Source organism: Methylomonas aurea, assembly GCF_024505045.1.
GTDB lineage: Bacteria > Pseudomonadota > Gammaproteobacteria > Methylococcales > Methylomonadaceae > Methylomonas > Methylomonas aurea.
In genome coordinates, this window is sequence record NZ_JANIBM010000033.1 from 15667 (window position 1) to 40900 (window position 25234).

General features: G+C 54.1%; 21 protein-coding genes and 3 tRNA genes. 9 read left to right on the forward strand and 15 right to left on the reverse strand.

Features of this window, described 5'->3' with window-relative positions; genetic code table 11:
* Window position 1: 1 nt before the first annotated feature.
* The 9 genes from NP603_RS17930 to NP603_RS17970 all read right to left on the reverse strand — a co-directional run bounded on the left by NP603_RS17930 (window position 2) and on the right by NP603_RS17970 (window position 10142).
* The gene (locus NP603_RS17930) at window positions 2-721 is read right to left on the reverse strand and encodes a hypothetical protein (RefSeq protein ID WP_129871334.1); all 720 of its coding nucleotides are present in this window, start codon (window positions 719-721) and stop codon (window positions 2-4) included.
* Between the two features lie 211 nt (window positions 722-932).
* Entirely contained in the window at window positions 933-4004 is a 3072-nt protein-coding gene (locus tag NP603_RS17935) for an efflux RND transporter permease subunit (RefSeq protein ID WP_256612243.1), read from the reverse strand.
* On the reverse strand, window positions 4001-4978 hold the full coding sequence (locus NP603_RS17940) for an efflux RND transporter periplasmic adaptor subunit (protein ID WP_256612244.1): 978 nt from the start codon (window positions 4976-4978) through the stop codon (window positions 4001-4003). Before NP603_RS17940 ends, NP603_RS17935 begins: the two co-directional genes overlap by 4 nt.
* Window positions 4979-5063: 85 nt before the next feature.
* Window positions 5064-6386, reverse strand: a complete 1323-nt coding sequence (locus tag NP603_RS17945; RefSeq protein WP_033155900.1) for a TolC family protein — start codon at window positions 6384-6386, stop codon at window positions 5064-5066.
* A complete protein-coding gene (locus NP603_RS17950; protein ID WP_033155899.1) occupies window positions 6383-7708 on the reverse strand; it encodes an ATP-binding protein in 1326 nt (441 codons plus the stop codon). The genes NP603_RS17945 and NP603_RS17950 overlap by 4 nt, the downstream gene beginning before the upstream one ends.
* Window positions 7705-8370 (reverse strand): response regulator, encoded by a 666-nt coding sequence (locus tag NP603_RS17955; protein ID WP_033155898.1) that lies wholly within the window; start codon window positions 8368-8370, stop codon window positions 7705-7707. The genes NP603_RS17950 and NP603_RS17955 overlap by 4 nt, the downstream gene beginning before the upstream one ends.
* 269 nt (window positions 8371-8639) lie before the next feature.
* Window positions 8640-9197, reverse strand: a complete 558-nt coding sequence (locus NP603_RS17960; RefSeq protein WP_051669778.1) for a FlhC family transcriptional regulator — start codon at window positions 9195-9197, stop codon at window positions 8640-8642.
* On the reverse strand, window positions 9194-9508 hold the full coding sequence (locus NP603_RS17965) for a flagellar transcriptional regulator FlhD (RefSeq protein WP_033155897.1): 315 nt from the start codon (window positions 9506-9508) through the stop codon (window positions 9194-9196). Before NP603_RS17965 ends, NP603_RS17960 begins: the two co-directional genes overlap by 4 nt.
* Window position 9509: 1 nt before the next feature.
* Entirely contained in the window at window positions 9510-10142 is a 633-nt protein-coding gene (locus NP603_RS17970) for a transglycosylase SLT domain-containing protein (protein WP_084153240.1), read from the reverse strand.
* 309 nt (window positions 10143-10451) lie between these two features.
* Between NP603_RS17970 and NP603_RS17975 the strand changes: the two genes are divergently transcribed.
* From NP603_RS17975 to NP603_RS18000, 6 genes are all read left to right on the forward strand, one after another.
* On the forward strand, window positions 10452-10736 hold the full coding sequence (locus NP603_RS17975) for a flagellar transcriptional regulator FlhD (RefSeq protein WP_051669776.1): 285 nt from the start codon (window positions 10452-10454) through the stop codon (window positions 10734-10736).
* Entirely contained in the window at window positions 10702-11355 is a 654-nt protein-coding gene (locus NP603_RS17980) for a FlhC family transcriptional regulator (RefSeq protein ID WP_256612245.1), read from the forward strand. Before NP603_RS17975 ends, NP603_RS17980 begins: the two co-directional genes overlap by 35 nt.
* An 18-nt stretch (window positions 11356-11373) precedes the next feature.
* Entirely contained in the window at window positions 11374-11976 is a 603-nt protein-coding gene (locus NP603_RS17985; protein ID WP_033155895.1) for a flagellar transcriptional regulator FlhD, read from the forward strand.
* Window positions 11966-12466: a FlhC family transcriptional regulator gene (locus tag NP603_RS17990; protein WP_051669773.1), complete on the forward strand. Its 501-nt coding sequence runs from the start codon at window positions 11966-11968 to the stop codon at window positions 12464-12466. Before NP603_RS17985 ends, NP603_RS17990 begins: the two co-directional genes overlap by 11 nt.
* 96 nt (window positions 12467-12562) lie before the next feature.
* A complete protein-coding gene (locus tag NP603_RS17995) occupies window positions 12563-12775 on the forward strand; it encodes a hypothetical protein (RefSeq protein ID WP_033155894.1) in 213 nt (70 codons plus the stop codon).
* A gap of 6 nt (window positions 12776-12781) precedes the next feature.
* The gene (locus NP603_RS18000) at window positions 12782-13894 is read left to right on the forward strand and encodes a site-specific integrase (RefSeq protein WP_033155893.1); all 1113 of its coding nucleotides are present in this window, start codon (window positions 12782-12784) and stop codon (window positions 13892-13894) included.
* Between the two features lie 72 nt (window positions 13895-13966).
* On the opposite strand, the gene NP603_RS18005 is transcribed toward NP603_RS18000, so the two are convergent.
* The 6 genes from NP603_RS18005 to NP603_RS18030 all read right to left on the reverse strand — a co-directional run bounded on the left by NP603_RS18005 (window position 13967) and on the right by NP603_RS18030 (window position 20058).
* A tRNA-His gene (locus NP603_RS18005) sits at window positions 13967-14042 on the reverse strand.
* A 20-nt stretch (window positions 14043-14062) separates the two neighbouring features.
* Window positions 14063-14139, reverse strand: a tRNA-Arg gene (locus tag NP603_RS18010).
* Between the two features lie 6 nt (window positions 14140-14145).
* Window positions 14146-14222, reverse strand: a tRNA-Pro gene (locus NP603_RS18015).
* Between the two features lie 188 nt (window positions 14223-14410).
* Window positions 14411-16648 carry a DNA topoisomerase IV subunit A gene (gene parC / locus NP603_RS18020; protein ID WP_256612246.1) on the reverse strand — a complete coding sequence of 746 codons (2238 nt, stop codon included), beginning with the start codon at window positions 16646-16648 and terminating at the stop codon, window positions 14411-14413.
* Between the two features lie 495 nt (window positions 16649-17143).
* The gene (locus tag NP603_RS18025) at window positions 17144-18382 is read right to left on the reverse strand and encodes a glycerophosphodiester phosphodiesterase (RefSeq protein WP_256612247.1); all 1239 of its coding nucleotides are present in this window, start codon (window positions 18380-18382) and stop codon (window positions 17144-17146) included.
* 77 nt (window positions 18383-18459) lie between these two features.
* The gene (locus tag NP603_RS18030) at window positions 18460-20058 is read right to left on the reverse strand and encodes an alkaline phosphatase D family protein (RefSeq protein ID WP_256612248.1); all 1599 of its coding nucleotides are present in this window, start codon (window positions 20056-20058) and stop codon (window positions 18460-18462) included.
* A 376-nt stretch (window positions 20059-20434) separates the two neighbouring features.
* Here NP603_RS18030 and NP603_RS18035 point away from each other — a divergent pair, with 376 nt between their 5' ends.
* Genes NP603_RS18035 through NP603_RS18045 form a run of 3 tightly spaced genes read left to right on the forward strand, consistent with a single transcriptional unit; the run spans window position 20435 to window position 25199 of the window.
* A complete protein-coding gene (locus tag NP603_RS18035; RefSeq protein WP_256612249.1) occupies window positions 20435-22468 on the forward strand; it encodes a cytochrome P450 in 2034 nt (677 codons plus the stop codon).
* Window positions 22469-22521: 53 nt separating this feature from the next.
* Entirely contained in the window at window positions 22522-23844 is a 1323-nt protein-coding gene (locus tag NP603_RS18040) for a hypothetical protein (protein WP_256612250.1), read from the forward strand.
* Window positions 23845-23855: 11 nt separating this feature from the next.
* Window positions 23856-25199 (forward strand): Dyp-type peroxidase, encoded by a 1344-nt coding sequence (locus NP603_RS18045; protein ID WP_256612251.1) that lies wholly within the window; start codon window positions 23856-23858, stop codon window positions 25197-25199.
* Window positions 25200-25234 lie beyond the last annotated feature (35 nt).

The following is a 25234-nucleotide window of genomic DNA, read 5'->3' on the forward strand; positions in this document are numbered from 1 at the left end:
TTCAATGAGAGTGACTTCTCGCGACTGCAAAACCAGCCAGTATCCATCTTACTATCATAAGAAAAGAAGCCATTACAACGTAACGGGTTAAATCATCTCTAACATACAGAATCAGAATTGCGATCAAAGCTGTAGCCGACCAGTAATAGCGACTGTTGTGTGAAAACTGTTTCGCAATGAATTCGATCGTTTGATAAAAAAGTTCAGCAAGGCCGAATGCGCTGAAAATAATGCTACCAAATATCCCAAGGGCTTCCATCTCGCGAGGGATTATTTCCATCTTTGCAAGAAGCCAAATCAAACCAAAGCCAGCAGCAACCAAGGCTATTCGTTTAAAAGCATCGAACGAAACAATTTTCTTGGAAAACCGTTGAAAAAATTGCTGAAATCCGCCCGGAAACTTCGCAAAAGTTGCACCGCAAAACGGGCAGATTGATCGCAGTGGCTGACCATAATACGTCACGACCCTGGGTACCATGGATCGATTACATTCGAGACAATTGACCGTGGCATGATGACCAGAAAATAACGAATTTACGGAATCAGTTTGGTTCGGCTTAGTTGAAAGTCTTAAGCGACGTGAGTGTGATGAAAACGAGGGCATTGGTGATCTCCAACCTTGCTTAACGAGCTTATCGTACTGCGAATAGGCTGGAGCTGCCAAGTTAGCTTTAATCCAATTGAATTGATAGCCATTGACGTTGAAGTTCTGTGACTTCAAGAGGTCACCCACCATAACGCAGCCAAATAAAAACGAAACGGGATATTTTTAAACTGAATTGAACCCGAAACCGGTCGTTCGAATTTTCTAGTTTTTTAGGAACTGGCAGGCAAGACCCGGCCAAAAAGAGCCACTCGCAACTCTCTAAACTCGCCACTTTAAAGGTCCGCACTTCACACGTTAACTGCCGCTCAATATTGGGTAACGTCCTTTAACTTTTGACGGTGGCATTGCCATACCGGCAATACAGGGAAGGCATCAAAAACAGATTTAGCAACGTCGACGTCATCAAGCCACCGAGTATCACCACCGCCATCGGGTATTCGATTTCGTGGCCGGGCACATTGCCTTTCAGGATCAGCGGCAACAAGGCCAATCCCGCGCAAGCGGCTGTCATCAGGATTGGTGCCAGACGTTCTTCGGCGCCACGCTGCGCTAAGTCAGGTCCGAATATGACACCTTCTTCCTGTTCCAAATGTCGGTAATGGCTCAACAACATAATGCCGTTCCGCGCGGCGATACCCAGCACGGTGATAAAGCCGACCAGCGAGCCGAGCGACAACACGCCGCCACTTAAAAACGCCCCTATAACGCCGCCGACCAACGCAAACGGCAAGGTCAATGCCACCAGACAGACCAATCGCAGCGAGCGAAAATCGACATGCAGTAACACCAGGATGCCCAGCAATGAAGCCAAGCTCAGCCAGGTCAACCGTTCGCTAGATGCTTGTCGTGCGGCATATTCGCCCAAAAACTCCGGGTGATAGCCTTGCGCAAACGTTAGGCTCTTCACGCGGCTTTCAATTTCCCGCGCTACGCCGCCTAAATCGTTACCACTGACGTTACAGGTGACGTCGATTCGGCGCGAGGCGTTTTCCCGCTTGATTTCGTTTGGTGTCGGTGCAATATCGATGTCGGCCACCTCGCTTAATGGCACGCGCGCCCCGGATGGCGTATCGATAGTGAGTTGCCTGAGCGCGGCAAGATCGTGGCGTACCCGCTCGGCGCCCCAAACCGTGACATCGATGATTTTTTGTTCACGGTAAATTTCGCCGACCTTGCTGCCTTTGATTAAGGTAGCGGCGGCACGGCGCACGTGCCCGGCTGTCAAGCCAAAGTTGGCCGCCACGTCCGGTTTGAGCCGTATCTGTATCTGCGGCACCACTATTTGCGGTTCCACCTTCAGGTTGGCGATGCCGGGTACATCAGCGATGGATTGACTGACTTCTGCGGCCTTATCTCGCAGGATTCCCAAATCTGGGCCATACAGCCTCACCACCACGGTCGCACTGGCACCGGTCAGCACTTCTTTGATCCGTTCGCGCAGGTACGTCAGCACATCCCGGTAAAGCCCCGGATAACCGTCGACGACGGCTTGGATTTTTGCCACGGTACTGTCGTAATCAACCACCGTGTCTAAACTAATCCATAACTCGGTAAAGTTCGGGCCTACCACTTCGTCGGCCACTTCGGCCCGGCCAATGTGGGAACCGAAATTGCGCACACCGGGAATCGCCCGCAGTTCCTTGCTGACTTGCATCGTAATGCGGCGCATGGCTTCCAGCGAGGTGCCAGGCTTTTCGACCCAATGCATCAAAAAATCGGTTTCCTTGAAGTTGGGTAGAAACGATTCGCCGAGTTGCGGTAACGCGATGGCCGTCGATATAAACGCCGCTAGCAGAAAACCTGTCGCCCAGTGCGGACGGTTGACGATGACGGGCAACAGCTTGCGGTAATGCTGTTTCAACACGCGCGTCAGAGGAGTGTCATCCTTGCGATGCTTGGCATTGGGTAATAGCATCAGGCACAAGGCCGGCGTCACCGTCAGCGCAACCAGCAGCGAGGCTAAAATTGCCAACAGGTAGGAAAATGCCAGCGGCCTGAAAAAAGTACCAGCTAATCCGTCCAGGAAGAATACCGGCACGAACACCAATGCCACGATCAGGCTGGCGAATACCACCGCGCTACGTACTTCCAACGACGCCTTCAACACGACGCGGAAAGGCGACAGCGGACTGCCTGCCGCGCGATTCAAGCGCAGTCGGCGCATGATATTCTCGACGTCGATAATCGCGTCATCCACCACTTCACCGACCGCAATCACCAGACCGGCTAGCACCATGGTGTTGAGCGTGCCACCACGCAGGTAAAGCACCGCGGCTGCCGCCAACAGCGACAGCGGAATCGCTGATAGACTGATCACGGCAGTACGCCACTCGAACAAAAAGGCGATCAGAATCACGGCGACCAGCAGGCAGCCCAATATCAGCGCATCACTTAAATTATGCAGCGAGCGTTCGATGAAGGTTGCCGGACGAAAGATGGTCGGATCGATGTCAACCTCATTTAGACCGGGTTGCAAGGCCGCCAAAGTCGCTTCAACCTTGCGCGTGACATCCAAGGTGTTACCCCAGGGTTGTTTTTCGACAATTAGCAGTAGCCCCGGACCGTCGTTGATCACCGAATCGCCAATCGGCGGAGGGTGGCTTTCGACAATGTCCGCCACATCGCCCAAACGAAGTGGAGCACCGCCGGTGAATTGCACCACGGTGCGCGCCAGATCATCCGGTGTTTGCAGCGGCGACACATGCGTCACTGGCAAACGCTGATTAGGCAAATCCACAAAGCCTCCGGCTGAAATGGTGGCTGCATCGCCAGTCGCACGCACCACCGCATCCAGCGTCACGCCGTTGGCGGCCAGCCGGTCCGGATCGACCAAAACCTGTAACTGCCGATCTCGCTGGCCCCAAATAGCCACGTTGGCCACACCCGGCACCGCCATCAAGCGTGGGCGAATGGTCCATAACGCCAATTCGGACAATTCCATCTGCGACAGTTTTTTCGATGAAATACCAATCTTCAGCGCCCGACTGGTGGACGATAACGGCGACAGCATCACCGGTGCGCGGGCCACAACCGGTAGGCGCGGCGCGATGGTGGCAACCCGTTCCTGCACCAGTTGCCTGGCTTGCATCAAATCCGTGCCGTCCTGGAAAATACAGACCACTGAAGACAAACCCAGCACCGACTTGGATCGTAAGGTTTTCAACCAGGCCGTGCCGTTGACTGCATTTTCCAGTGGCACGGTGATCAGATTCTCCACTTCCTCGGTCGACAATCCGGGGGCTTCGGTCTGGATTTCCACCAGCGGCGGCGCAAATTCCGGGAACACATCCAGCGGCATTTGCCGGGCGGCCTGCACGCCGAAAATCACCAGGACAATCGCCAAAGCCAGCACCAATATGCGTTGGTGTAAGGCGACGGAAATCAGCCAGCGCATCATTTGCCGACACCAAATTCAGTACCGAACAATTCGGCCACGCCCATACTGACCACCTCGATACCGGCCACAATATCGCCCGTCACGGCGGCTTGATCGTCAACCACCCGCAGCACTTGCACCCGCCGGCGCTGATAGACATTGGCTTGCAGAGCTTGATAAATCCAGCTTCCACCATTTACGTCATACACAAGCGCCGACCACGGTAGGACTAGATTCTCGTCTTCGCTACGCTGCGGGATGGACACGCCAACGCGCTGACCGGGACGTAGTGATGCATCCGAATTCTTGACTTCGTAGAATAAGTCGACCGTGGCGGCAGCCGGATTGGCGGAAGGCGGTGCCGCCACCGGTACGGCAGGACGAGTGGCATTCTCGGACGAATTTGTCAGCCCACCGACACGCGCCTGGGCGGCGGTATTCAATGTGGTTATATCATCGACATAGACCGGCACCCGCACCCAAAACGTGCTGCGGTTGTTGACGTCTAACAGCGCAGGACCGAGCAAATCGCGGCGTTCGTGCGCGGTTTTCAGATTGGCTTCGGCCAGGCCTAGCTGGATTCGGGCATCATCGACCGAGCGTTCGGTGCCCACCTTGTCGCGGCGCATCTGTTCAGTGCGACTCAAGGCTATTTGCGCGGCTTGCACTTGCACTTTGGCTTGCTCCACCTGACCATCGGCGTCGATTTGCGATTGCGCCAACCGCACCAGTTCGGCCGGTGCCAGTGATGGCAGGATGGTATAAACCGATTGCTTGTTACCTTTCCCTGAACCATTCAAGGCTGGCAGTGTGATCTCGCCGCCGAACAAGCGCGTGCGCGTTAGCCGCCGTTTTTCAAGCTTCGTGGTGACAATGCCCAGCCGCTGCGCGGCTTCGGGTGCCAAGACGACTTGGGTCAGATTACTTTCCTTGACCGGGTTTTCTATTTTGGCGGGCGGCGCAGTGGCTTCGCCGGCCATTAACTTACAGGTCACAAATACTAAAGCCGACAACAGGCGCTTGTGGTTTGGAGACACGTGGTTCATATAGGTCCAGTGTTGAATTCCGGGAAATAATCAGTCAAGCAGGCTTTAGACGCTGGCCAACACTGCGTTCCAGTTCCGTGCGGGCGCGGTGGAAGTCGGCGGCGGCTTGCGCGGTTTTCAATTGCGCGTCCAGCCAACGGCGTTGGGTTTCGAGTACGAACAGGTAAGTGACATTTCCGGCTGCGTAGGCGTTTCTAGCATCCTTTATGGCGGCTTGCAGTGGTGGCAGAATAGTCTCTTGCCATTGCTTCAGGCTAACACTAGCCTGTCTTAGCCGGGCATGGGCTTCGCGGACATCCAAGGCGATCCGTTGTCGGGTGGTAACATATTGCCTGGCGGCTTTATCAAAGCGAGCCTGGGCTTGCGCGACGCCACCTTGATTCTGGTTGAGGATGGGCAATGTCACGTCTAAGCCTGGCCCTGCCAGCAAAGGCCCATTGATTTGTTTGGCATTGAGGCTGGTGGTGATATTAAAGATTTCGGCGCGCGCCAGGCCAATGCGTTCGCCCGCAGCTTCGACATTGATTTGCGCAGCACGTAGATCGGGACGTGCCATTAGCGCCTGTTCGACCAGCTTTTCGGTATCGAACCGGTCATCATGGGCTAACAGTTCCGTATTAACGTTTCCCGGCCACTGCTCCAAACTCAAACCCGCCAGATGTCGTAAACGCTCGTTGGCTATTGTCAAATCCTGTTGCAAACGGCTTTGTTGTTCCTGAGCTTGCAGGGCATCGACTCTCGCAATGGTTACTTCCAATTCGCTGGCATCGCCGTCGTTCAACCGGGCTTGCGTGAGTTCGGCGATAGCCTGGCTCAGTGTGACAGCAGATTCAGCCAATTCCACGCGTCGCTTGGCTAAGCTCAATTCGGCATAAGCGAAGCGAACATCGCGAATCAAGTCCAATCCGGTTTGCACCAGGCGTTGAGCGGTTTGTTCAACATCCAATTGGGCCAACTCGACCCGTTGTGGACGTAGCCAGAAAATTTCCAACGGATAGCGCACCGTGAGTTCCAAGGGTTTTGCGCCCCATGGCACCAGCATCGAGAAGGTGGGGTTGGGCAGCATACCCGCTTGCACGAGATCGGCCCGGAACAAGCCTAAATCGGCCAAGGTCGCGTGAAAGGCCGCATTGTTCCAAAGCGCCAAGCTGACTAATTCGTCTTCGGACAAACCGTCATCCAACGTTACATTGGCGGGCCATGCGGTTTCGTCGGCACGGGTTTCGGCAAAATGCTGACCGCTGCGTTGCTCCAGCTCGTTGGCCACATCGTTAAGTTTCATGCCTTGTGGAGTGCAAGCCGACAATGTCACGGCGAAAACCACTGACGGCAAACGCCTGAATAGGCAAGACATCATTCACGGTTCTCCGGAAATGTGACGATCACCTTCAAGCCCACGCCGCCATCCCCATCGCTCAATGTAATGTTAGCCTGGTGCTGATCGGCAATCCTCTTGGCGATAGCCAAGCCCAAGCCACTGCCGGATTCGGCGCTATTTAAAACCCGGTAAAACCGGTCGAACACGCGACCGCGCTCATCCAAAGCGATGCCGGTGCCGGTATCATTGACTTCCAGGCGAACTGTCTTGGCATCGTTAACGACACTGACGTCAATATGTGTATTGGTTGGTGAATAACGGATGGCGTTATCGATCAGATTGCCAAGCAGAATCCGTAGCGCCTCTTCGGCACCGGCAACCGAGACATGGTCTGCCCGTGTCAAACCGAGATCGATATGGCGATTGGCGGCTAGCGGGGCAAAATCGGCTACCACGTTCCGCGCTAGATCATCCAGGAACAAAGGTTTAAGCGGAGAATCGCCAACTTCCGGATCGAGACGAGCCAAGGTCAGTAATTGCTGAACAAGATGACTGGCTCGGTCGATGCCTTGTCGTAAGTTTTGCAAGGCTTGGGCACGCAGCTCTGGTTCAATGGCGCGCTCGGCCAGTTGTGCCTGCAAGGACAGTGCGGTGAGCGGACTACGCAGTTCATGGGCGGCATCGGCTGTGAATTGACGTTGGGCTGATAGGGCCTGATTCAATTGGTTCAGTAACCCGTTCAATGCGCCGACTAGAATGTTGACTTCTGCCGGCAAATCCTTGTCTGGAATTGGGTCTAACGAATGAGGATTGCGATGCGCCACGGCATCGGCGACTTGAGCCAGCGGCGCCAAACCACGACCAATCGCCCAACCCAGCCATAAGGTCAGTGCTGGCAATAAAATCAACAGCGGCGTCAATAAATGCAGGGTAATTTCGTTGGCGGTTTCACGGCGCTCTTGCTGAGCTTGAGCGACCTGAATCAAACCTTTATCGGTTTTTAAATTAACGACGCGCCACGCTTGGTTTTGCCAGTTAACGGTGTCATAGCCCGATTTTCTGCCTAGTGGAATGGGCGAGAACGGATGGGATTGAAATAGGATTTGCCCCTCTGAATCGCGAATCTGACTGACCCAATCAATACCATCGCCGCGCAATGCGAGGTCTTTAGAATCGGGTTTTACGCCTTGCGCGTAGTTTGCACGAGACAGAGAATAAGCTGCATCCAACAACACCTTGTCGAACAGTTCATCAATTTCTTCATGCACGTTCAGCCAAGTCGGTACTGCAAACGCCGCGCCGGTCAGCAGTAAAACGGGCATTAACCAAAAAATTAACCGTTTGCGGATAGAGGTGCTCATGGCTTCACCACTTTAAAGCCAACGCCACGCACATTAAAAATGATGTCCGCACCGAGTTTGCGGCGCAGGTTGTGTAGGTGGACATCGATCGCATTGCTGGCCACTTCCTGCCCCCATCCATAGAGGCGCTCTTCCAATTGCGGACGAGACAGTACAGCGCCAGGCTGTTCCATCAAAGCATGTAGCAATGCGAACTCGCGGGCGGATAAATCAATCAGGGCATCGCGCAACCAAACTTCGTGGCTCAACGGATTGATGCGCAACGCACCGTATTCAATGTCGGATGATCCGCGTCCGGCACTCCGGCGTATCAGCGCGTGAATACGGGCGACGAGTTCTTCCAAGGCAAAGGGCTTAACCAAATAGTCGTCGGCACCGCTGTTGAGTCCAGCAATTCGTTCACTCAGTGCATCGCGCGCCGTTAAAATCAATACCGGAATGGTGTTGCCGGATTTGCGCAGCAGGGTCAACAATTCCAAACCTGCTAAACGCGGCAGCCCTAAGTCGAGTAACAATAGAGCGTACTCTCCCGACATATTGAATAGAGCTTGTTTGGCTTGTTCGCCGTCCTGCACCCAATCGACCACAAAGCCATCCAACTGCAATCCGTCCCGGATGGACTGGCCGATCATCGGATCGTCTTCCGCTAATAACAAACGCATGTTGACCTTATAAATTCTTTAGATGGTCAACAGTGTAAATGAACAAGATTTAAGTAATAGTTAAGGCCGTTCGAATGTGTTCGGAAAGGTATCGATAACGGTCGTTAATTAATGGAGTTGGTGAAGGGCGGCTTGGGGTCGTCAACGACAATTGTTTCATGGTGAATTTAAATATCTTGGATGTCCGCTTTCAAGATAGCCATGGATATGAAACCGAACTTAGTGAAAAGGCTAAATCGTTAACCGTTCAATTCAATTGCTGACCAGACTTAAGACGAGTTTGGGCGAAATGAGTTAACGTTTGCATCTGCCAATTCACAAAACTGGCAAACCGGCCGGAATTTGCTCTCGTAGAATACCGCAAAATTATGTCGACAGCGGGGGCAATATTTCAAGGCAACCTGTCCTTCGCGCATACCTTGCGCTAAAACCCAGGCTTCGTTGAAGTTGGCGGGTCGAACTTTGCCGTAAGGTCGCTCTTCGGGGATAAGGTGTTCATAGGATCGATGGAAATAATCCCATGTAAACAAAATGGCCGGCACGTCCATGCGCGACTGAGGATTAACCTTGCAGGTGATTTGATAGATGGACAGAAATAACGTCAGATATAGAAACGACTCGCGTGATGCCGGAATGGTTTTAGCCAGCGGGAGTTGTCCGTTGGAGGGGCCGTGAAAGTGAATGGCATAGTACATGGCCTTAAGCTCATGTTGGCTGATCGTTTTAATATGCGCTTTAACGAACGTCGGCCGCAATTTTCGCTTCAGCAATTGATAGGCAAGATAATGATCTCTGAGTCGGTCTTCGTAGGTGTACCAAGCACTCATGCGATATCGCCTGATCCTGTGAGCAGCATGAGCAAATCACGCGCCTGGCTATCACACGCATCTCCCTCGTGCGCTGACTGATCGACCTGAAGATAACGCCCCCAAAAGCTGGCATTGAATCTAGGGGTAAAGGCCAGGCATTCGCGCCGAGCTATCTCCCTAATTTGCTGCACCTGCAATTTTTTCAGGATACCCAGGGCTTCTGGCGTTAATCCCAAGCTAAACATCGCCTGTTCTTCTTGTCCGGACAGCACCATTTCCCGTGCTAACAGCAGATAATCCAATTGCAGATGATAGAGGCTATCCTCCATCTCAAATCACCTGCTTCACTCGGTCGGCTATGGCCATCACACTTTGTCCGTAGGCGATGGCGGCCTTCTCATCCTTCCAGCTATAGTAGCGACCAATCCCTAACGCCAAGTCATGCGGGGCTGAACCAATGGCGGTTGCTAAGAGTTCGGCACCTATTTGTACATTGGTAATCGGATCCAGTAATTGCGCCGGCGCGCTCACTCTGTGGCCATGCCAGCGGACATTGATTTGCATTAACCCCACATCTACCAACCGATTGCCTTCGTCTATCGATTGCTTGAGCAAGGCATGGGCCTCCCGCTGCGAGGCTGGCATCAAGGATTGTCCGGATTTATTAAGTGCCCATGGCCAGGGTTTTACTGCGGTCGGATCGGCATCGTTCGCGGATTCTTTTAAGGCAACCGCATACAGTATGTAAGGATCCAAATGGTGCTGCTTTGCAATCTGCCACCAAAGCGTATTTTGTAGCGTGCTTGCGGCGCTAGTCGCTCGTGTCTGTTGGCTGACATTGCCATGGGCTAAACACGATGCACTGCAGACCATAAAGCTCAGCAAAATCGGCAGTGGATTGAGATGATGCTGTTTAGCGGCGCATAGCCATCGGAAACCGGATTTCAAATCGACAATGTTCATAGTAGAGGTGACAGGTAAGGTTGCCCGAGTCTACTGAAAAACTCACTATTTCGAGCGATCAAAAAAGGCCTTCTTTCGACCTAATTACGCCTCCTATAGATCTCCATAAAAACAATTCCTTGAAAATACAATTAGTTACGCACTGTCAAGCACTTTTTATAGCTGAAACAATGCCTAACACCTTGCCAAGCCATATTCTGCAAGGCTTTGCGCGGAAAGTACCCCAAAATCACCCACTTTCCGCACGTGACGATTACAAAACCAGTCTTTTAGTATTGCCCCATGTCGTAATTCATTAGAGAGAAGAGCATGGCCACCCTAGAAGACGATCTGACGCAACTGAATTTTCAGTATCTGATGCTATTGAGAGAATGTGCTCGCAGCAATCCCATGGAAGCCGCCTGGCGGTTTGGTGTCATTCCGGAGACGGTCGATCATGTAGCCGATTTGTCGCTGGAACAAATTAAAGAACAGGCGGCGATTAACCGCGCCGTGATCAGTTTGCTGCCACTGGGTAACCACCCGGTTTCAGCCGCCGCTCATGCGGCCTTGCTGGTTCATGATGCTCATGATCAGGGTGATCATCATGGATAACGGTGGCTTCGTTGACTTGTCGCATTTTGGCGCTGAACTGATGTTGGCAAAGACATTGTTCGAGTACGGCGCCCGAACACCAGTGGTTTGTGCTCTTTGCGGTATCAAACGAAAAACAGCCACCCGCATTTACTGGCTTGCGCAACACCAAGCACCGATTAAAGGCATGCTGCCTTGGGATCCACACTGGATAGGCCGTTCAACCATTAACAATCTGCACGCCTCGATATTTTTGGGATTGATTCAGGATTATGCGTCCGTTCGTGCCAATGGTACTGAGTTTGGGTTGCAATTTTGCAATGCATACGCATTGTACTGCCGCATCGTTGCTCACAATCCCAAGCCGTGCAGCCGGGAGGCAGGATTCGAACACCACAGAGTGTTGGATATCAATCGAGCATGGCAACTGACAAGACAATTTCATGCCTCTGCATTGCATTTTGCGACGTGCCTTTGCTGTCAAGCGCGATTCCTGATCTCCCGCCAAGAAGATCAACACGCTGCCCGCTGTCCCGTATGCGAAAACAAGACAGGCAGCGTAGCGAGTAAACATCGAATTTCGCGGCCATTTTCACAAAATGCCGGCAAAACTTTGGCGATACGTCTTGACCGTTACTAACGGCCAAGGAGAGTCATAATGTATTTATTAGTTCAGTCAATTCAATCTCGGACCCAGCTGGATGCGGCGGAAGGAAAAAATTTAGCCCGTCTGGCACGAGAATGCTTTTTCAACCATCAACCTTTAATCCTTGACTTTGTCAACGTCGAGCAGGTTACCGCGCATTTTTGCCAGGCGTTATTGTGCCCGTTGACGAACGAATTTGGCGCGGATTATTTAAATCAATGGTTGCAGATAAAAAACCTGTCCTCCCACGTCAGGCAAATCATACAGTCTGCCATGGGTGAATTGGACGATTATTTTGATTGTTTGGAGCGCGCACAAGCTCAGAGTGCTGACCAAGAAATAACGACGTTGAATTGTTTATGGCTTATCAAAGCCCGTGATCTCTGTCGAGATAACCCTCTGTTCGCTGGTTTTATGTTGGGCATTTCGGATAAGGCGTTAATTGAGGCCATTGGTCGCTTGTCAATTGAGGACATTGAGCATATCGCTCAATCGGGCTGGCTGTGTTTTGCGCCAAGGATTTCAAATCATTTTTTTGAGTACATGAATCGCAAGCAACATACCGCCGTTGATGTGTTGCTGACGTTAAGGGAGGGCTTGAATCATGGAGGCTAAAAAGATGATCAAAACGCTAAAACAGTATCAGTTGGCCATTACCCTGATTCAACGCCAAGCCAGAATTGCGGTAATTGTCCGCGAAACTACCATCCCCAGAGAACTGATAAAGGCCACTTACAAGGAGATTCTAGGGCGATCCGGTAGTTCGGGCCCCATCAAAGAGTCAATTCGTGGCTTGACGCACAACGTAAAACGCTACAAGGAAGCCACGCTCTTCGCCAAGATATTTCGTGCAATTGAAGCCGAAAACAGTCACGGCGAAATTGATAACGTTATCCAGGCATTCGATTTTTTTAAAATTTCCTTGCCCAGTGGCAACCTCGATTTCACCACGGCATGGTTGGTGGCACGAGACTTGAGAAATAAAAAATTGCTGATGACGGAATGTGGTCATTGTTATTCAGCGGTATTGATCATTTTGGGCAGCGAAAAGTCGCTGGAGCGGTGTTGTGTTTGTAAAACCGCTTTAAAACAGTCAATAAGTTGAATATTTTCCATATTCTAAAACTATCAAAAAATCCGGGCTACCGTGCTTGCGCTATTAAAATTGAATGAAGAGTTATAACCTATCTAACCAATCGATATGACAACTCTTGTTTCTATTGATCAACTGAAAATAGCCACTGGTTACGATAGACCCGGTGATATTGAGCGATGCCTAAGAAAAAATGGTGTCCGTTACTTATACGGGCAAGGGGGTAAAATTTTCACTACGATAGATGCAATTAATGCCGCCATGGGATTAAAATTTGATCCCCCAGACGCCAATCAAGAGGTAATCGATTTTATCGATTAAACGTCTATGCCTAAAGGTCCCGCTCGAACGGCTGTAGTACCAACCAACATTGATGCCAGAAAACTGCCGACCGGTGTCTGGTGGGATAAGTCAGGTAGTGGTAAATGGATGTATAAATACAAAGATCCAGACCTTGGGAAATGGCGTTCAAAGCGATTGATCGGTCCAAAATCATCTTTGGCAGAAATTTGGCAAGCATACGAAAGCCTGAATGCTCCCATGGCGGCTACATTCGCATCAATCAGTCTCGATTTCCAGCTAACACCCATCTGGCGCAAATTGGCTACATCAACGCAAAAAGATTATCTAGATTGTCATCAGCATATCTGTGGTCGCAAAATTTCAACGAATGACACTCTTGGTGAGCTTCCAGTCACTAAATGGACAGTGGGTCTCGTTAGAAAATACCGAGACACCCGCGGTGAATCTTCGGAAAGCAGAGCAAATAAAGAGCTTGCATACATAAAACGAGTTTTTTCATGGGCATACGAATATGAAAAAATTAAATTCAATCCTACGTTAGGTGTGAAAAAGCTATCAATCAAACCACGCCAACATTACGCCGAAGATCGTGATTACGAATTTATGCTCAAGATCGCTCAAGAGTCAAATTATTGGTATCTCTGGCCAGCAATGGAAATTGCCTATCTTTGCCGTATGCGTTTGTCGGAAGTACTGGATCTTACCGATGCCAATGAATTGCCGGAAGGCCTATTAATTAAGCGTCGCAAAGGATCTCGTGACAATATTACAGAATGGAATCCGCGACTACGTAATGCGTGGGATTTTGCAGTTGCAACAAGAAACCGGATATTGTCAGATCGAAAACAGCCTCATCCGATTCGTGCCGAGGATAGGCATATCATTATTAGTGAACGTACCGGCGACAAAATCGTAGTTGATAGTCTTAAAACGGCTATGGGACGAATAACGGTTGCCACCAAATTAGCAGCTGAAGAAAGAGGCATTAATTGGGTGCCTTTCACTTTTCATGACCTTAAACGTAAAGGTGTTAGCGATACAACAGGCAATAAACTAGATGCGAGTGGACACCGAACGGCTTCGATGATGAATGTTTATGATGTCAAATTGAAAACGGTCAAACCGTCGAACGAATGACCATTTGTCAGTAGCTTTGTCAGTAGATGCTGGTCTTGCATGATACAAACAATGTCAAGCTATTGATTTTATTGGGGTGAACGATGGGGCTCGAACCCACGACAACCGGAATCACAATCCGGGGCTCTACCAACTGAGCTACGCTCACCATTACGATGATTTCTGCGATGGCACGCTTGGCAGGACTCGAACCTGCGACCCTCGGCTTAGAAGGCCGATGCTCTATCCGGCTGAGCTACAAGCGCAAATCTTGGTCGGGGTAGAGAGATTCGAACTCCCGACATTCTGCTCCCAAAGCAGACGCGCTACCAGACTGCGCTATACCCCGAATTGACCTTCTTTTTTATCCCCGAAGAGCCGTAGCGCTTCAGAAAGATCGCCATGATAGGCTGTTATTCGAAACTCGTCAACCATTTTTTTGCTTGCGCCGGTTTTAACTGTCTCCGATTCACGGGGATATTATAAAAAATCATGGCGATAAATTTTTTAACTTATTGAAAAAAATAATTTTGTCGCTTAGCCAACTACGAATTCCAGAGCATCGACTTTTTGGAATCCTCTCGGCAACGCGGTGCCGCGATTCGCTCGGCTACCGGCGTATTGCTCGATATCGATCTTCTTCAACGTGACGAAACGTTTGCCGGAGACCACCTTCAGTTCGCCAGCCGCCGAAATGGCAGTGACCGCAACTACCGCATCCTTACCGCTCGCCAAATCCGAGCTCGGGATCTGAATCAGCTTGTTGCCTTTGCCTTTGACCAGTTCCGGTAAATCCTGGACCGGGAAGATCAGCAATCGGCCCTGTAACGTCGCTACTGCCAACATGTCCCGCTCAGGCGGAATCGGGGCCGGGGTTAACACTTTGGATTTGTCCGGGACGGTCAGCACCGCCTTGCCGGCCTTGTTTTTACTGAACAACTCTTTCAACTGCACCCGAAAGCCGTAACCGGCGCTGCTGCACATCAAGACCCAGTCGTCGGCTTGCCCGGTGAACACGGCGGTAAACAGGCTGCCCGGCGGCGGATTCAGACGGCCGGTCAATGGTTCGCCCTGGCTGCGCGCCGACGGTAAATCGTGCGTCGTGATGGTGTAGACCCGGCCGGTCGAATCCATCACGTAAGCCGGTTGTGTGGTGCGGCCTTTGGCCGAGGACAAGTAGCCGTCGCCGGCGCGGTAACTCAAACCTTCGGCTTCGATGTCGTAGCCTTTGGCTGCTCTGATCCAGCCCTTTTGCGACAGGATGACGGTGACTGGTTCGTTGGCGATCAGTTCGGTGGTGTCCAGCGCTTGCGCCGCTTCGCGCTCGATGATCGGCGAGCGGCGGGCGTCGCCGTATTTTTCGGCATCGCGTTCGATTTCCTTTCGAATCAACCGATTCAACAAATGCGCAGAGCTCAGGGTTTTCTCCAGCGCCTGGCGTTCCTGTTCCAGTTCGTCCTGCTCGCCGCGAATCTTCATTTCCTCCAGTTTTGCCAGATGCCGCAACTTCAATTCCAAAATGGCTTCGGCTTGCACATCGGTCAATCCGAATCGCGCCATCAATACCGGTTTGGGATGGTCTTCATGGCGGATGATGGCGATGACTTCGTCGATGTTCAGGTAGGCGATCAACAAGCCTTCCAGGATATGCAAGCGCGCCAACACCTTGTCCAAGCGGTATTGCAAACGCCGGCGCACGGTTTCGGTCCGGAATGTAATCCACTCGGTCAGAATCTGTCGCAAGTTTTTGACCTGCGGTTTGCCGTTCAGACCGATCATGTTCAAATTGACCCGGTAGTTTTTCTCCAGATCGGTAGTGGCGAACAAATGCGACATCACCGCGTCGACGTCGGTGCGCTTGGTTTTGGGGATGATCAGCAGCCGGGTCGGATTCTCGTGGTCGGACTCGTCGCGCAAGTCCTCGATCATAGGCAGCTTTTTCGCCAACATTTGCGCGGCAATCTGCTCCAGCAGCTTGGCGCCGGAGACTTGGTGCGGCAGCGCGGTGATGACGATGTTGCCGTCTTCGACTTCGTATTTGGCGCGCATCTTCACCGAACCGTTGCCGGTCAGATACAGCTTTTGCAGATCGGCGGCCGGCGTGACGATTTCGGCATCGGTCGGGAAATCCGGGCCTTTGATGTGTGCCAACAAACCTTCCAGCGGGGTTTCAGGCTCGTCCAGCAATTGCAGCACGGCGGCGGCGACCTCGCGTAGGTTATGCGGCGGAATGTCGGTGGCCATGCCGACGGCGATGCCGGTGGTGCCGTTCAGCAGCACATTGGGCAGGCGCGCCGGCAGTAATGCCGGTTCCTGCAAGGTACCGTCGAAATTATCTACCCAATCCACAGTGCCCTGGCCCAGTTCGCTGAGCAGGGTTTGGGCGTAGGCGGTCAGCCGCGATTCGGTGTAACGCATCGCCGCGAACGATTTCGGGTCGTCCGGCGAACCCCAGTTGCCCTGGCCGTCGATCAGCGGGTAGCGGTAGGAAAAATCCTGCGCCATCAACACCATCGCTTCGTAACAGGCCGAATCGCCGTGCGGATGGTATTTGCCCAGCACGTCGCCGACGGTGCGGGCCGACTTTTTGTATTTGGCCAGCGCGGTCAGTCCCAATTCGGACATCGCGTAGACGATGCGGCGTTGTACCGGTTTCAGGCCGTCGCCGATATGCGGCAGGGCCCGGTCCAGAATCACGTACATCGAGTAATCGAGGTAAGCTTTTTCGGTGAAATCTTTTAGCGGGAGTTGTTCGAAGTTTTCTTGTGCACCCATGAATTGCTGGCTTTCCTTGGAATGAGGCTTTGGGACGGCGGATTTGCGGGCGCTACGATACCACACCGGTGCTAATTTAAACCGGTAATCGAATCCCCGCAGCATGATTGCGCGGGATGGCAATTGCCGCCGAGTTCGGCGATCCGGCGTTGCCGAATGCGCCGCGCAGGCTCCTGTTGGTTAAAGCCAGTGGTTTTGGGTAGGCGCTGAGCGCCGAATCGGCACGGCCCAGGCGGCGCAAGAAATCGTTACGGACGCTGTGGGGCAGATGGTAAGTGGCGAGATTATCGGCAGCTGGGTTTTCGCGCGTCACAATGGCAATTGCGCCGATTGGTGCGACGAGCAAAGTGGCGTCGGCTTTAGAACAGCCGATAACACCGCGATTCCCGGCCACATCCAGCGGCCGCTTAGGTGACGCTGACGTTCGCTGTAGCGAGATGACGCGGAAGGGGGTAGGAAACACCTCCGGGCACTGGTCGGAGGTGTTTGGCGGAATCAGCGGCGGTAGCCGTGGTGGCCTGGACGGCCGCAATGTTCTGCGCTCGCGCCGATGTTTAACGAAGCGTCCCGCGCGGCGACGCCGGTGTCTGGAAAGTCGGTAAACAAGCCGTCCACGCCCAAGTCGTAGTAATAGCTCATTTCCGCTTGCGGATCGGCGAAGCCGTAACCGCTGGCGTCGTTGCGGAAAGTCCAGGTATGGACTTTCAGGCCTTTGTCGTGCGCCATTTCCAACACGCCGGTGCTACCGTCGACGCGGCGGTCGTTGAGGTTGACCACGCCGTCGCCGTTGCGGTCGATGCCGTCGGCCGCGGTTTTAACCAGATAAGGCTTCCACGGTCCGATCGCATCGGCGTAGGTTCTGACGAAATCCAAGCCTTGTTCGGTCAACAAGTCGGCAAAGGTACGGGAGTCGCCGGCCTTGACGAAGTCGTAGGGTTGTTTGTAGGGCGGTACCAGCGAGATCGAGCCGTCGGGGTTGACATCGTCGGCATCGATCAATTGCACCAGATTGATGTCGGTTTTCTTGCTCAGGTATTGCAGATTGCCGACTTCGAACGATTGGATGAAGACCGGTGCGCAGGCACTGTTGCCGTATTCCGCGTGCAATTTGGCTAACAGCCGGTTTTCGAAATAATGACGGCCGAATTGGCGACGGCCGCTGGCGTTGCGTAAATCGGCGTGGTAGGTGGAATGTTTGATTTCCGGATAAATGCCGATGGTGCGGCCGCTCAGGCGCGACTGGCGTTTGGCCATGGCGATGACTTCGTCCAGGGTCGGGATTTGATACAGGCCGTTGAATTCCTGTGGGCGGTTGGCGCGGGGCTGCACGGCGCGCAGGGTTTTGATCTCGGCCAGGGTAAAGTCGCTGGCGAACCAGTCTTCCACTTCGACGCCGTCCAACATACGTTTGGTTTTGCGGTCGGCGAATTCGGGGTGGCTGGCGACATCGGTGGTGGCGCCTATCATCGGTTCGTGGCGAGCGATCATTTTGCCGTCCTTGGTCAAGACCAAGTCCGGTTCGATGAAATCGGCGCCCAACTCGATGGCTTTGGCGTAACCTTCCAGGGTGTGTTCCGGCAAATAACCGGACGCGCCGCGATGGCCGATCACTAGCGGCGCATGATTGCCCGGTTGGTGGCGGTGATGATTGAAATCGGCATCGGCAAATGCTGGCATGGCAAAACTGGCGGCTAACGCCAACGGTAATAGACGGAATACGTAAGATTTTGGCATGGTTGGTTCCTTAAATTTAGTCCGGTAACAGAGTTAAAACCGAAGCGGGCCGGACTACGAAGCGTCCGGCCCCAGTATTAGTCGCGGTCCCAGGCGTATTTGAGGTCGCGGCCGGTTTGCGCCGGCAAGGTTTTGCTGAACACGACCGCGCCGTTCAGGTCTTTCAGTTGCACGGTCATGGCGCGGCTGCGTTGGTCGATATCGACTTGGCCGAAGAATTGCAGCCCTGCATACGGCGACAGGTTGACTTGGCCGGCGGGCGGCGCTTTGCTGAACACCACTTGCGGTCCGAAAGTGCCGTCGGTGCTATTCGGGCCGAACGAGCCGGCGTTCAACGGGCCGGAAACGAATTCCCAGAACGGCAGGAAGTCTTTGCTGGCGGCTTTGGCCGGATCGTAGAAATGGGCGGCGGCGTAATGCACGTCGGCGGTCAGCCAGACGATGTTTTTGATCCGCGCGTCCTTAATGAATTTCAACAAACGGGCGATTTCCAGCTCGCGGCCGGCGGCCGGGCCGTGGTTGCCGTTGGCGATTGCTTCCCAGCGCGGGGTGCCGTCCGGCAACTGGCCGTCGCCAATGTTCAAGCCGATCGGCATGTCGGCGGAAATCACTTTCCAGGTGGCATCGGAGTGTTCCAGTTCCTGTTGCAGCCAGGCCAATTGCTCTTCGCCCAGAAATGCGGTGTCCAAGCTTTCGCTGGTTTGCAGATTGGCGGTGTTAGGGCCGCGGTAGCTGCGCATGTCTAACACGAACACGTCCAACAATTTGCCGTAAGACAGTTTGCGGTAAACCCGCTCGGATTCCTCGGCGCCATGCGGACGCAGCGGCGCAAATTCGTGGAAGGCTTGAGTGGCCCGAGCGATTAAAGTCGGGATGTTTTTCTCGGTGTAACGGGCGTCGGCGCTTAAGTCCTTCGCGTCCGACCAGTTGTTGACCACCTCGTGGTCGTCCCATTGCCAGATTTGCGGTACTTCGGCATTGAAGCGGCGCACATTCGCGTCCAGCAGATTGTATTTGTAACGGCCGCGAAATTCGTTCAAGGTCTCAGCCACTTTACTGACTTCCGGCGTAACCAAATTGGTCCAGACTTGGCCGTTTTCGGCGATCATGCTGTCTTTGATCGGGCCGTCGGAATAAACGCTGTCGCCACTTTCGATGAAGAAATGCGGCCGCACCTGGCGCATCGCTTCGTAAATTTTCATGCCGCCGAAGCTTTCGTTGATGCCCCAGCCTTGGCCGGCGATATCGCCGCCCCAGACGAAACGGATGTTGTCGCGCTTGCCCAAGGTATGAAATCGGCCGTTGACCGCTGCGCTTTTATTGCGGGCGTTGGTCAGATCTTCGAACCAGACTCTGACGTAGACATTCTTGCCGTCTTCCAGACCGGCCAAATCCTGGCGCGCGGTGAAATCGGACTCGGCCGAGGCATGTGGGCCGCGGATCAGCACCGAGTCGGTAAATTGCGGATTGTAGGCGTATTCGATGAACATCCGTGCCGGGCGGTCGGTGCGGCTCCAAATGATGGCGCGGCCCGGCGCCAGGTCGCCGATCTGAATACCTTGCTCGACCTTTGGTGCGTCGGCGGTTTCGGCGTGGGCCGGCATTAAAGCCGGCAAACCGGCCAGGCTCAAGGCCAGCGCCAGCGGTTTACTGCAAAATTTACGGAAATGTTGCATGCGAAAGGCTCCCAAGCGGTTTGATAAGCCGCGGATTATAGGAAGCTCGGGATGACAGGACGGTTAAGGTCCGGTTACAGGAAGATTGCAATGTGGTGAGCGTGGAGCAAGCGTCTGCGCGTTAGGCACGTTCTTGCCGGAAGGCGGCGTTTTTTGTGATCCGGATCTCCTTGCGGCATGGTTGTTGCATGTGGTAATTTTTCACTTTCACTTTTTATTTCAATTATTTACGATTGGTCTATTATGTTGCGGTCATAAATCGGCGGGCGATGGCGGGAGACGGTAATGCCGCCGAATCGGCCATCGCCGGCAGTGGCGGAGATACGCCGCCAAGCAGGGAAGGCACACAATAACTATAAACAACGAGGTAGGAAGCATGATCAGACCCGGAGACACGCGGCGCGGAGCCCGTTCCAAAAAATTGAATCGCCTGCTGACGATTCCGACATCCCATATTTGCGAATTGGTGCGCTGGGTCTTGGAAACCGGCGGCGTACCTTACCGCGAACAAGGCAGCGCGCCGGTATTGCATTTGCTGCCGTTTCGTCTTGCCGGTGGCGGCGGCCAGGCCATGCCGGTATTCGTCAGCAGCGAGGCGACGCTGGATAACTGGCGCGACATTGTCGGATACGTTGACGCCCGCTTGCCGGCCGAGCGCCGATTGTTCCCGGCCGGTAACGCGGAGCGGCAAGCCACCGATGAATTACTGAGCAAACTGGATGCCTTGGGTCTGGCGACTCGCGATTACGCCTATTCGATGTTGCTGCCGCATCCGGAGATTTTGCTGCCAGCCTGGCGGCGTGGCATTGCGAGTTGGCAGCAGGCCATTCTGGAAAAGGCCTATCCGTATATTCGCGCGGCGATGCAGAAAAATCTGCCGGTCGGCAGCGAGCACATTCAACCTAACCGGGCAAAAATCGAAACGCTATTCGGCGAATTCGACGCGTTGTTGAACGACGGCCGGGCCTATCTTGCCGGGGGGCAACCGGGAATTGCCGATTACGCGTTGGCGGCGCTGTCGGCGCCGGTGATTTTTCCGGACCAATACGGCGGCGAATTTCCGGTCTTCGCCAGTTTGCCTGAAGAATATCAGGCGTTTTGCCGGCAGTTGCGCGCTACCCGCAGCGGCGAACTGGCTTTGAAGATGTACCGCGAACACCGGCCGCCGCGCCAGGCCGAGCTGGACCACCACCCAACCTCGACCACGCCGCAGAATCCGGCGCCTTACTACTTGGCGCGTGGCATCGCCCAATTGACCGGGGCTAGGGTACAGCGGCCGCTGTTCGGTTTGCTGCGCAAGCACAAGCCGGTATTGGTGCTCGGCAAATACGGCATCGTCAGCCGCGACGCCGACGTGCGCGAGACGCTGGCGCGCGATACCGAATTCACCATCGCCGAAATCAACGCGCCGAACATGCAACGCCTTAACGGGCCGTTTTTCCTGGGTATGGACCGGTCCGAACAATACAGCCGCGAGCAGGGCGCATTGCGGCGGGTGATCCAGCCTAACGAAGCCGAGTTGATCCGCCGTATCGTCCGTAAACACTGCGACGAGCTGGTGCAAGCTGCGCTGCCGGTGGGCCGGATCGATATGGTGTCGCAACTGGCGCGGCCGGCGGCACGGCGCTTCATCAACGATTACCTGGGCGTGCCGGGGCCGGACGAAGTGACGATGATGCGCTGGATGCGCTCGCTGTTTCACGACCTGTTCTTGAACTTGAGCAACAACCGCGCGATTCAGCAAACCGCCGAGCAATCCTTCCGGGAAATGGGGCCCTATCTGCTGAATCTGATTGCCGAGCGCCGGCACCGTTTGCAAAACGGCGAGGTCTTCGAAGACTTTTTGTCCCGTCTGATCAAAATGGGCCTGGACGGCCAGCATGATCTGGACGACGACGGTATCCGCCGCAATATTTCCGGCCTGATCGTCGGCGCTTTGGACACCACGTCAATGGCCAGTAGCTTGATCGTCGAACAATTGTTGGCCAAGCCGGATGTATTGGCCCGGGCCAAGCAAATGGTCGACGACGAGGACAAATTGCTGCATCTGTGCTTTGACGTGTTCCGCTTCAACACGATGGCTGCGGCGATGCGCCGCCACTGTAAAAACGGTGCGGAAATCGGCGGTGTCAAGATTCCGCAAGGAACCGAAGTGTTTGCCTTCACTGCCTCGGCGATGTTCGATGAAAGCGTCTGGCCGGAACCGTTCAGCGTCCGCGACGACCGGCCGCTGGATAAATACCTGCATTTCGGCGACGGCATGCACCGCTGCTTCGGCGAGTACGTCAACCGCATCCAGATTCCGTTGATAGTGGGTAGTTTGCTGAGGCTGAACAATCTCAGGAAATGCGGTTGCCTGTTGTACGACGGTCCGTTCCCCGATCAGTTCGTGCTGGCGTTCGATCGGTAATTTCGACCAGACCATAATAATTTCAAGAGGACTTTGCTATGCAACAGAATCCGATGACCGTTATCACGGAAATTTTGCCGGACAAGCTGGAGGAGCTGAAAAGCTATCTGGAGCCGATCGGGCTGGATATCAAAAACAAGAAAAGCCAGGAGATATCCTTCGCCGCCTACGAGCATCTGCATTACTGCACCTTTTTCGTCATACCCGGCGACCATCCGTCGCCAGGCAGTTCGCCGACACCGGCCTTGCTGGCGTTCGAGGCCAATATCGACGGCGAGGTCAAGGCTTTCGTCAACGAACTGATTGCAAAGAATCCGCAGTTCGTCAACAAGGTGTATAGCTGTTGTGCCGGTTATCCTGGCAGCGATGCCGGCCAGTTAGCGGCTTATTTGCTGGCCAACGACCAGGGCGCCAACGCGTTTTACGTTGCCCATCCGGGGCAGAATCGCAATACGATTTACCGGCAGCGCGAAATCCGCGGCCATATCGAAAAATTCATCGACGCCAAACGTAGCGAGCTAGTCGGCCAAAGCGAAGCGCAAATCCACGCCGCGGTGGTGCAGCATTTGAATACGGTGTATCCGGGCGGTATTCCCAAGATCGAGGCTCAGCCGTTCTTTACGCTCTATGGCGATAAAGTCTTCAATGCGCTGTTGGCGGTGGTCGGCATCGTCCTGGTCGGCGGCTTTTTCGGCTGGTTCGGGCCGTTTACCGAATTTTTGGCGACCGTGGCCGTGTTGGGCGCAATCGCGTTCGGCGTCGTGCTGCGCTGGCATGAAATGCGCGACAAACAGGACGACAAACCTTGGGTAGTCTCCGAGCAAATGCAGGCGATCCAGCGTGTCGAAGACCGCCAGTTGCAAAACCATCTGACCAGCGTGATCGAAATCAAGCCCGGCAATTTCCGGTTTTACACGTTGAAAGTGGTGCTGGCCGGCATCAATCTGGTCGCCAAATTGGTGGCGACCAAAGGCAATTTGAGCGGCATCGTCACGATCCATTTTGCCCGTTGGGTGATTCTGCCCGGCAATGCCGGCGGCCGCCGGCGCCTGCTGTTCATGAGCAATTACGACGGTAGCTGGGAAAACTACCTGGGCGAATTCATCGACCATGCCAGCGTCGGTTTGACCGCGGTCTGGAGCAACACCCAGCAAGCCAAGGATAGAGGTTTTCCGGATACGCAATGGTTGGCGTTGCGCGGCGGTTCCCGCGACGAACAGCGTTTCAAAAACTTCGCCCGTAACAGCCAGTTGCCGGAATTGGTCTGGTACAGCGCCTATACCGATTTGTCGGTGAAAAACATTGATAACAACCGCCGCATCCATGGCGGTTTGTTCTCCACCGCCGACCTGGCCGCCTGGCTGAAATGCTTATAAGGAACTGAACCATGACAACGATAAAACTAGACGAAGTACAAGGCATCGTATTCAGCGGCTACAACAAATACATGGCCAATGCCAGCTATTATCTGCTCCGGATCGAAGATGCCGGCAAAACCAAAGCCTGGTTGAAAAACCTTGTCGCCAGCGGCCAGATCAGCCACGGCGCCGAAAAACCGGACGACACCACCGAAAACCGTCTGAACTTGGCGATCAGCTATCCCGGCTACTGCAAACTGGAGGCCGACGAGGCCAAACGCTATAGTTTCGAACTGTCGTTCCGGGAAGGGATGAATTCCGAACACCGTTCGGCCTTGCTCGGCGACCGCGGCCCCAACGACCCAGGCAAATGGAGCTGGGGCAACGGCAATAAGGAAGTCGACATTCTGCTGATTCTGTTTTCCAAGGATGATGCGATTCACGCCGCCAGCTGCAGCAGTTTCGAAAAAGGCTTCAAAGCGGCCGGCTTGAGTAAAATCGACCGTCTGGATGCCGGCGCCAAGGTGCAAAACCAGCACGGTTTCGTGCGGGAGCATTTCGGCTTTGCCGACGGTATTTCCGATCCGCTGGTCGACGGCTTTCCGACCGTGACCGGCGCCGGCGAAATTGCGACCGGGGAGTTTTTATTGGGCTACCCGAACCAGTACGACGGCAAGAAGACCCAGATGCCGGTCAGCGAACAATTCGGCGCCAACGGTACCTACCTGGTGTTCCGCCAATTGAAACAAAACGTCGGCGAATTCTGGCAGTTTATCAACGACGAGGCGGCACGGCAGGGCATCGATCCGGAATATCTGGCCGCCAAGTTCGTCGGCCGCTGGAAGAGCGGCGCGGTAATCGAGCCGGGGGAAAAGACCGATTCCAATAAAATCGACAACAGCTTTACCTTCGCTAACGACAAGGACGGCACCGGCTGCCCGTTCGGCTCGCACATTCGCCGCGCCAATCCGCGCGGAGTGGGGCTGGGCGAAAACGAGGCCGAATCTCTGAAAGTCGCCAACCGGCACCGCATCTTGCGCCGCGGCCGCAGTTACGGCAGCTTTCTGGAAGATCCGAGCCAGGACACCGGCAAGGACGAGCGCGGTCTGCTGTTCATCTGCCTGAACGCCAATATCGAACGCCAGTTCGAATTCGTGCAACATACCTGGATCAACAACGTCAAATTCGCCGGTTTGTACGACGAAGACGATCCGCTGATCGGCAGCGCAGTGGAAACCGACCGCAAATTCACCATTCAGGACGCACCGTTACGGCGCCGGATCTGCGGCTTCCAGCAGTTCGTCACGACCCGCGGCGGGGCCTATTTCTTCCTGCCCAGCTTGACGGCGTTGGGGATGCTGGCCGATTCCTGATCGTTGCCGCGGGCGGAATCGGCGGCCGATTCCGC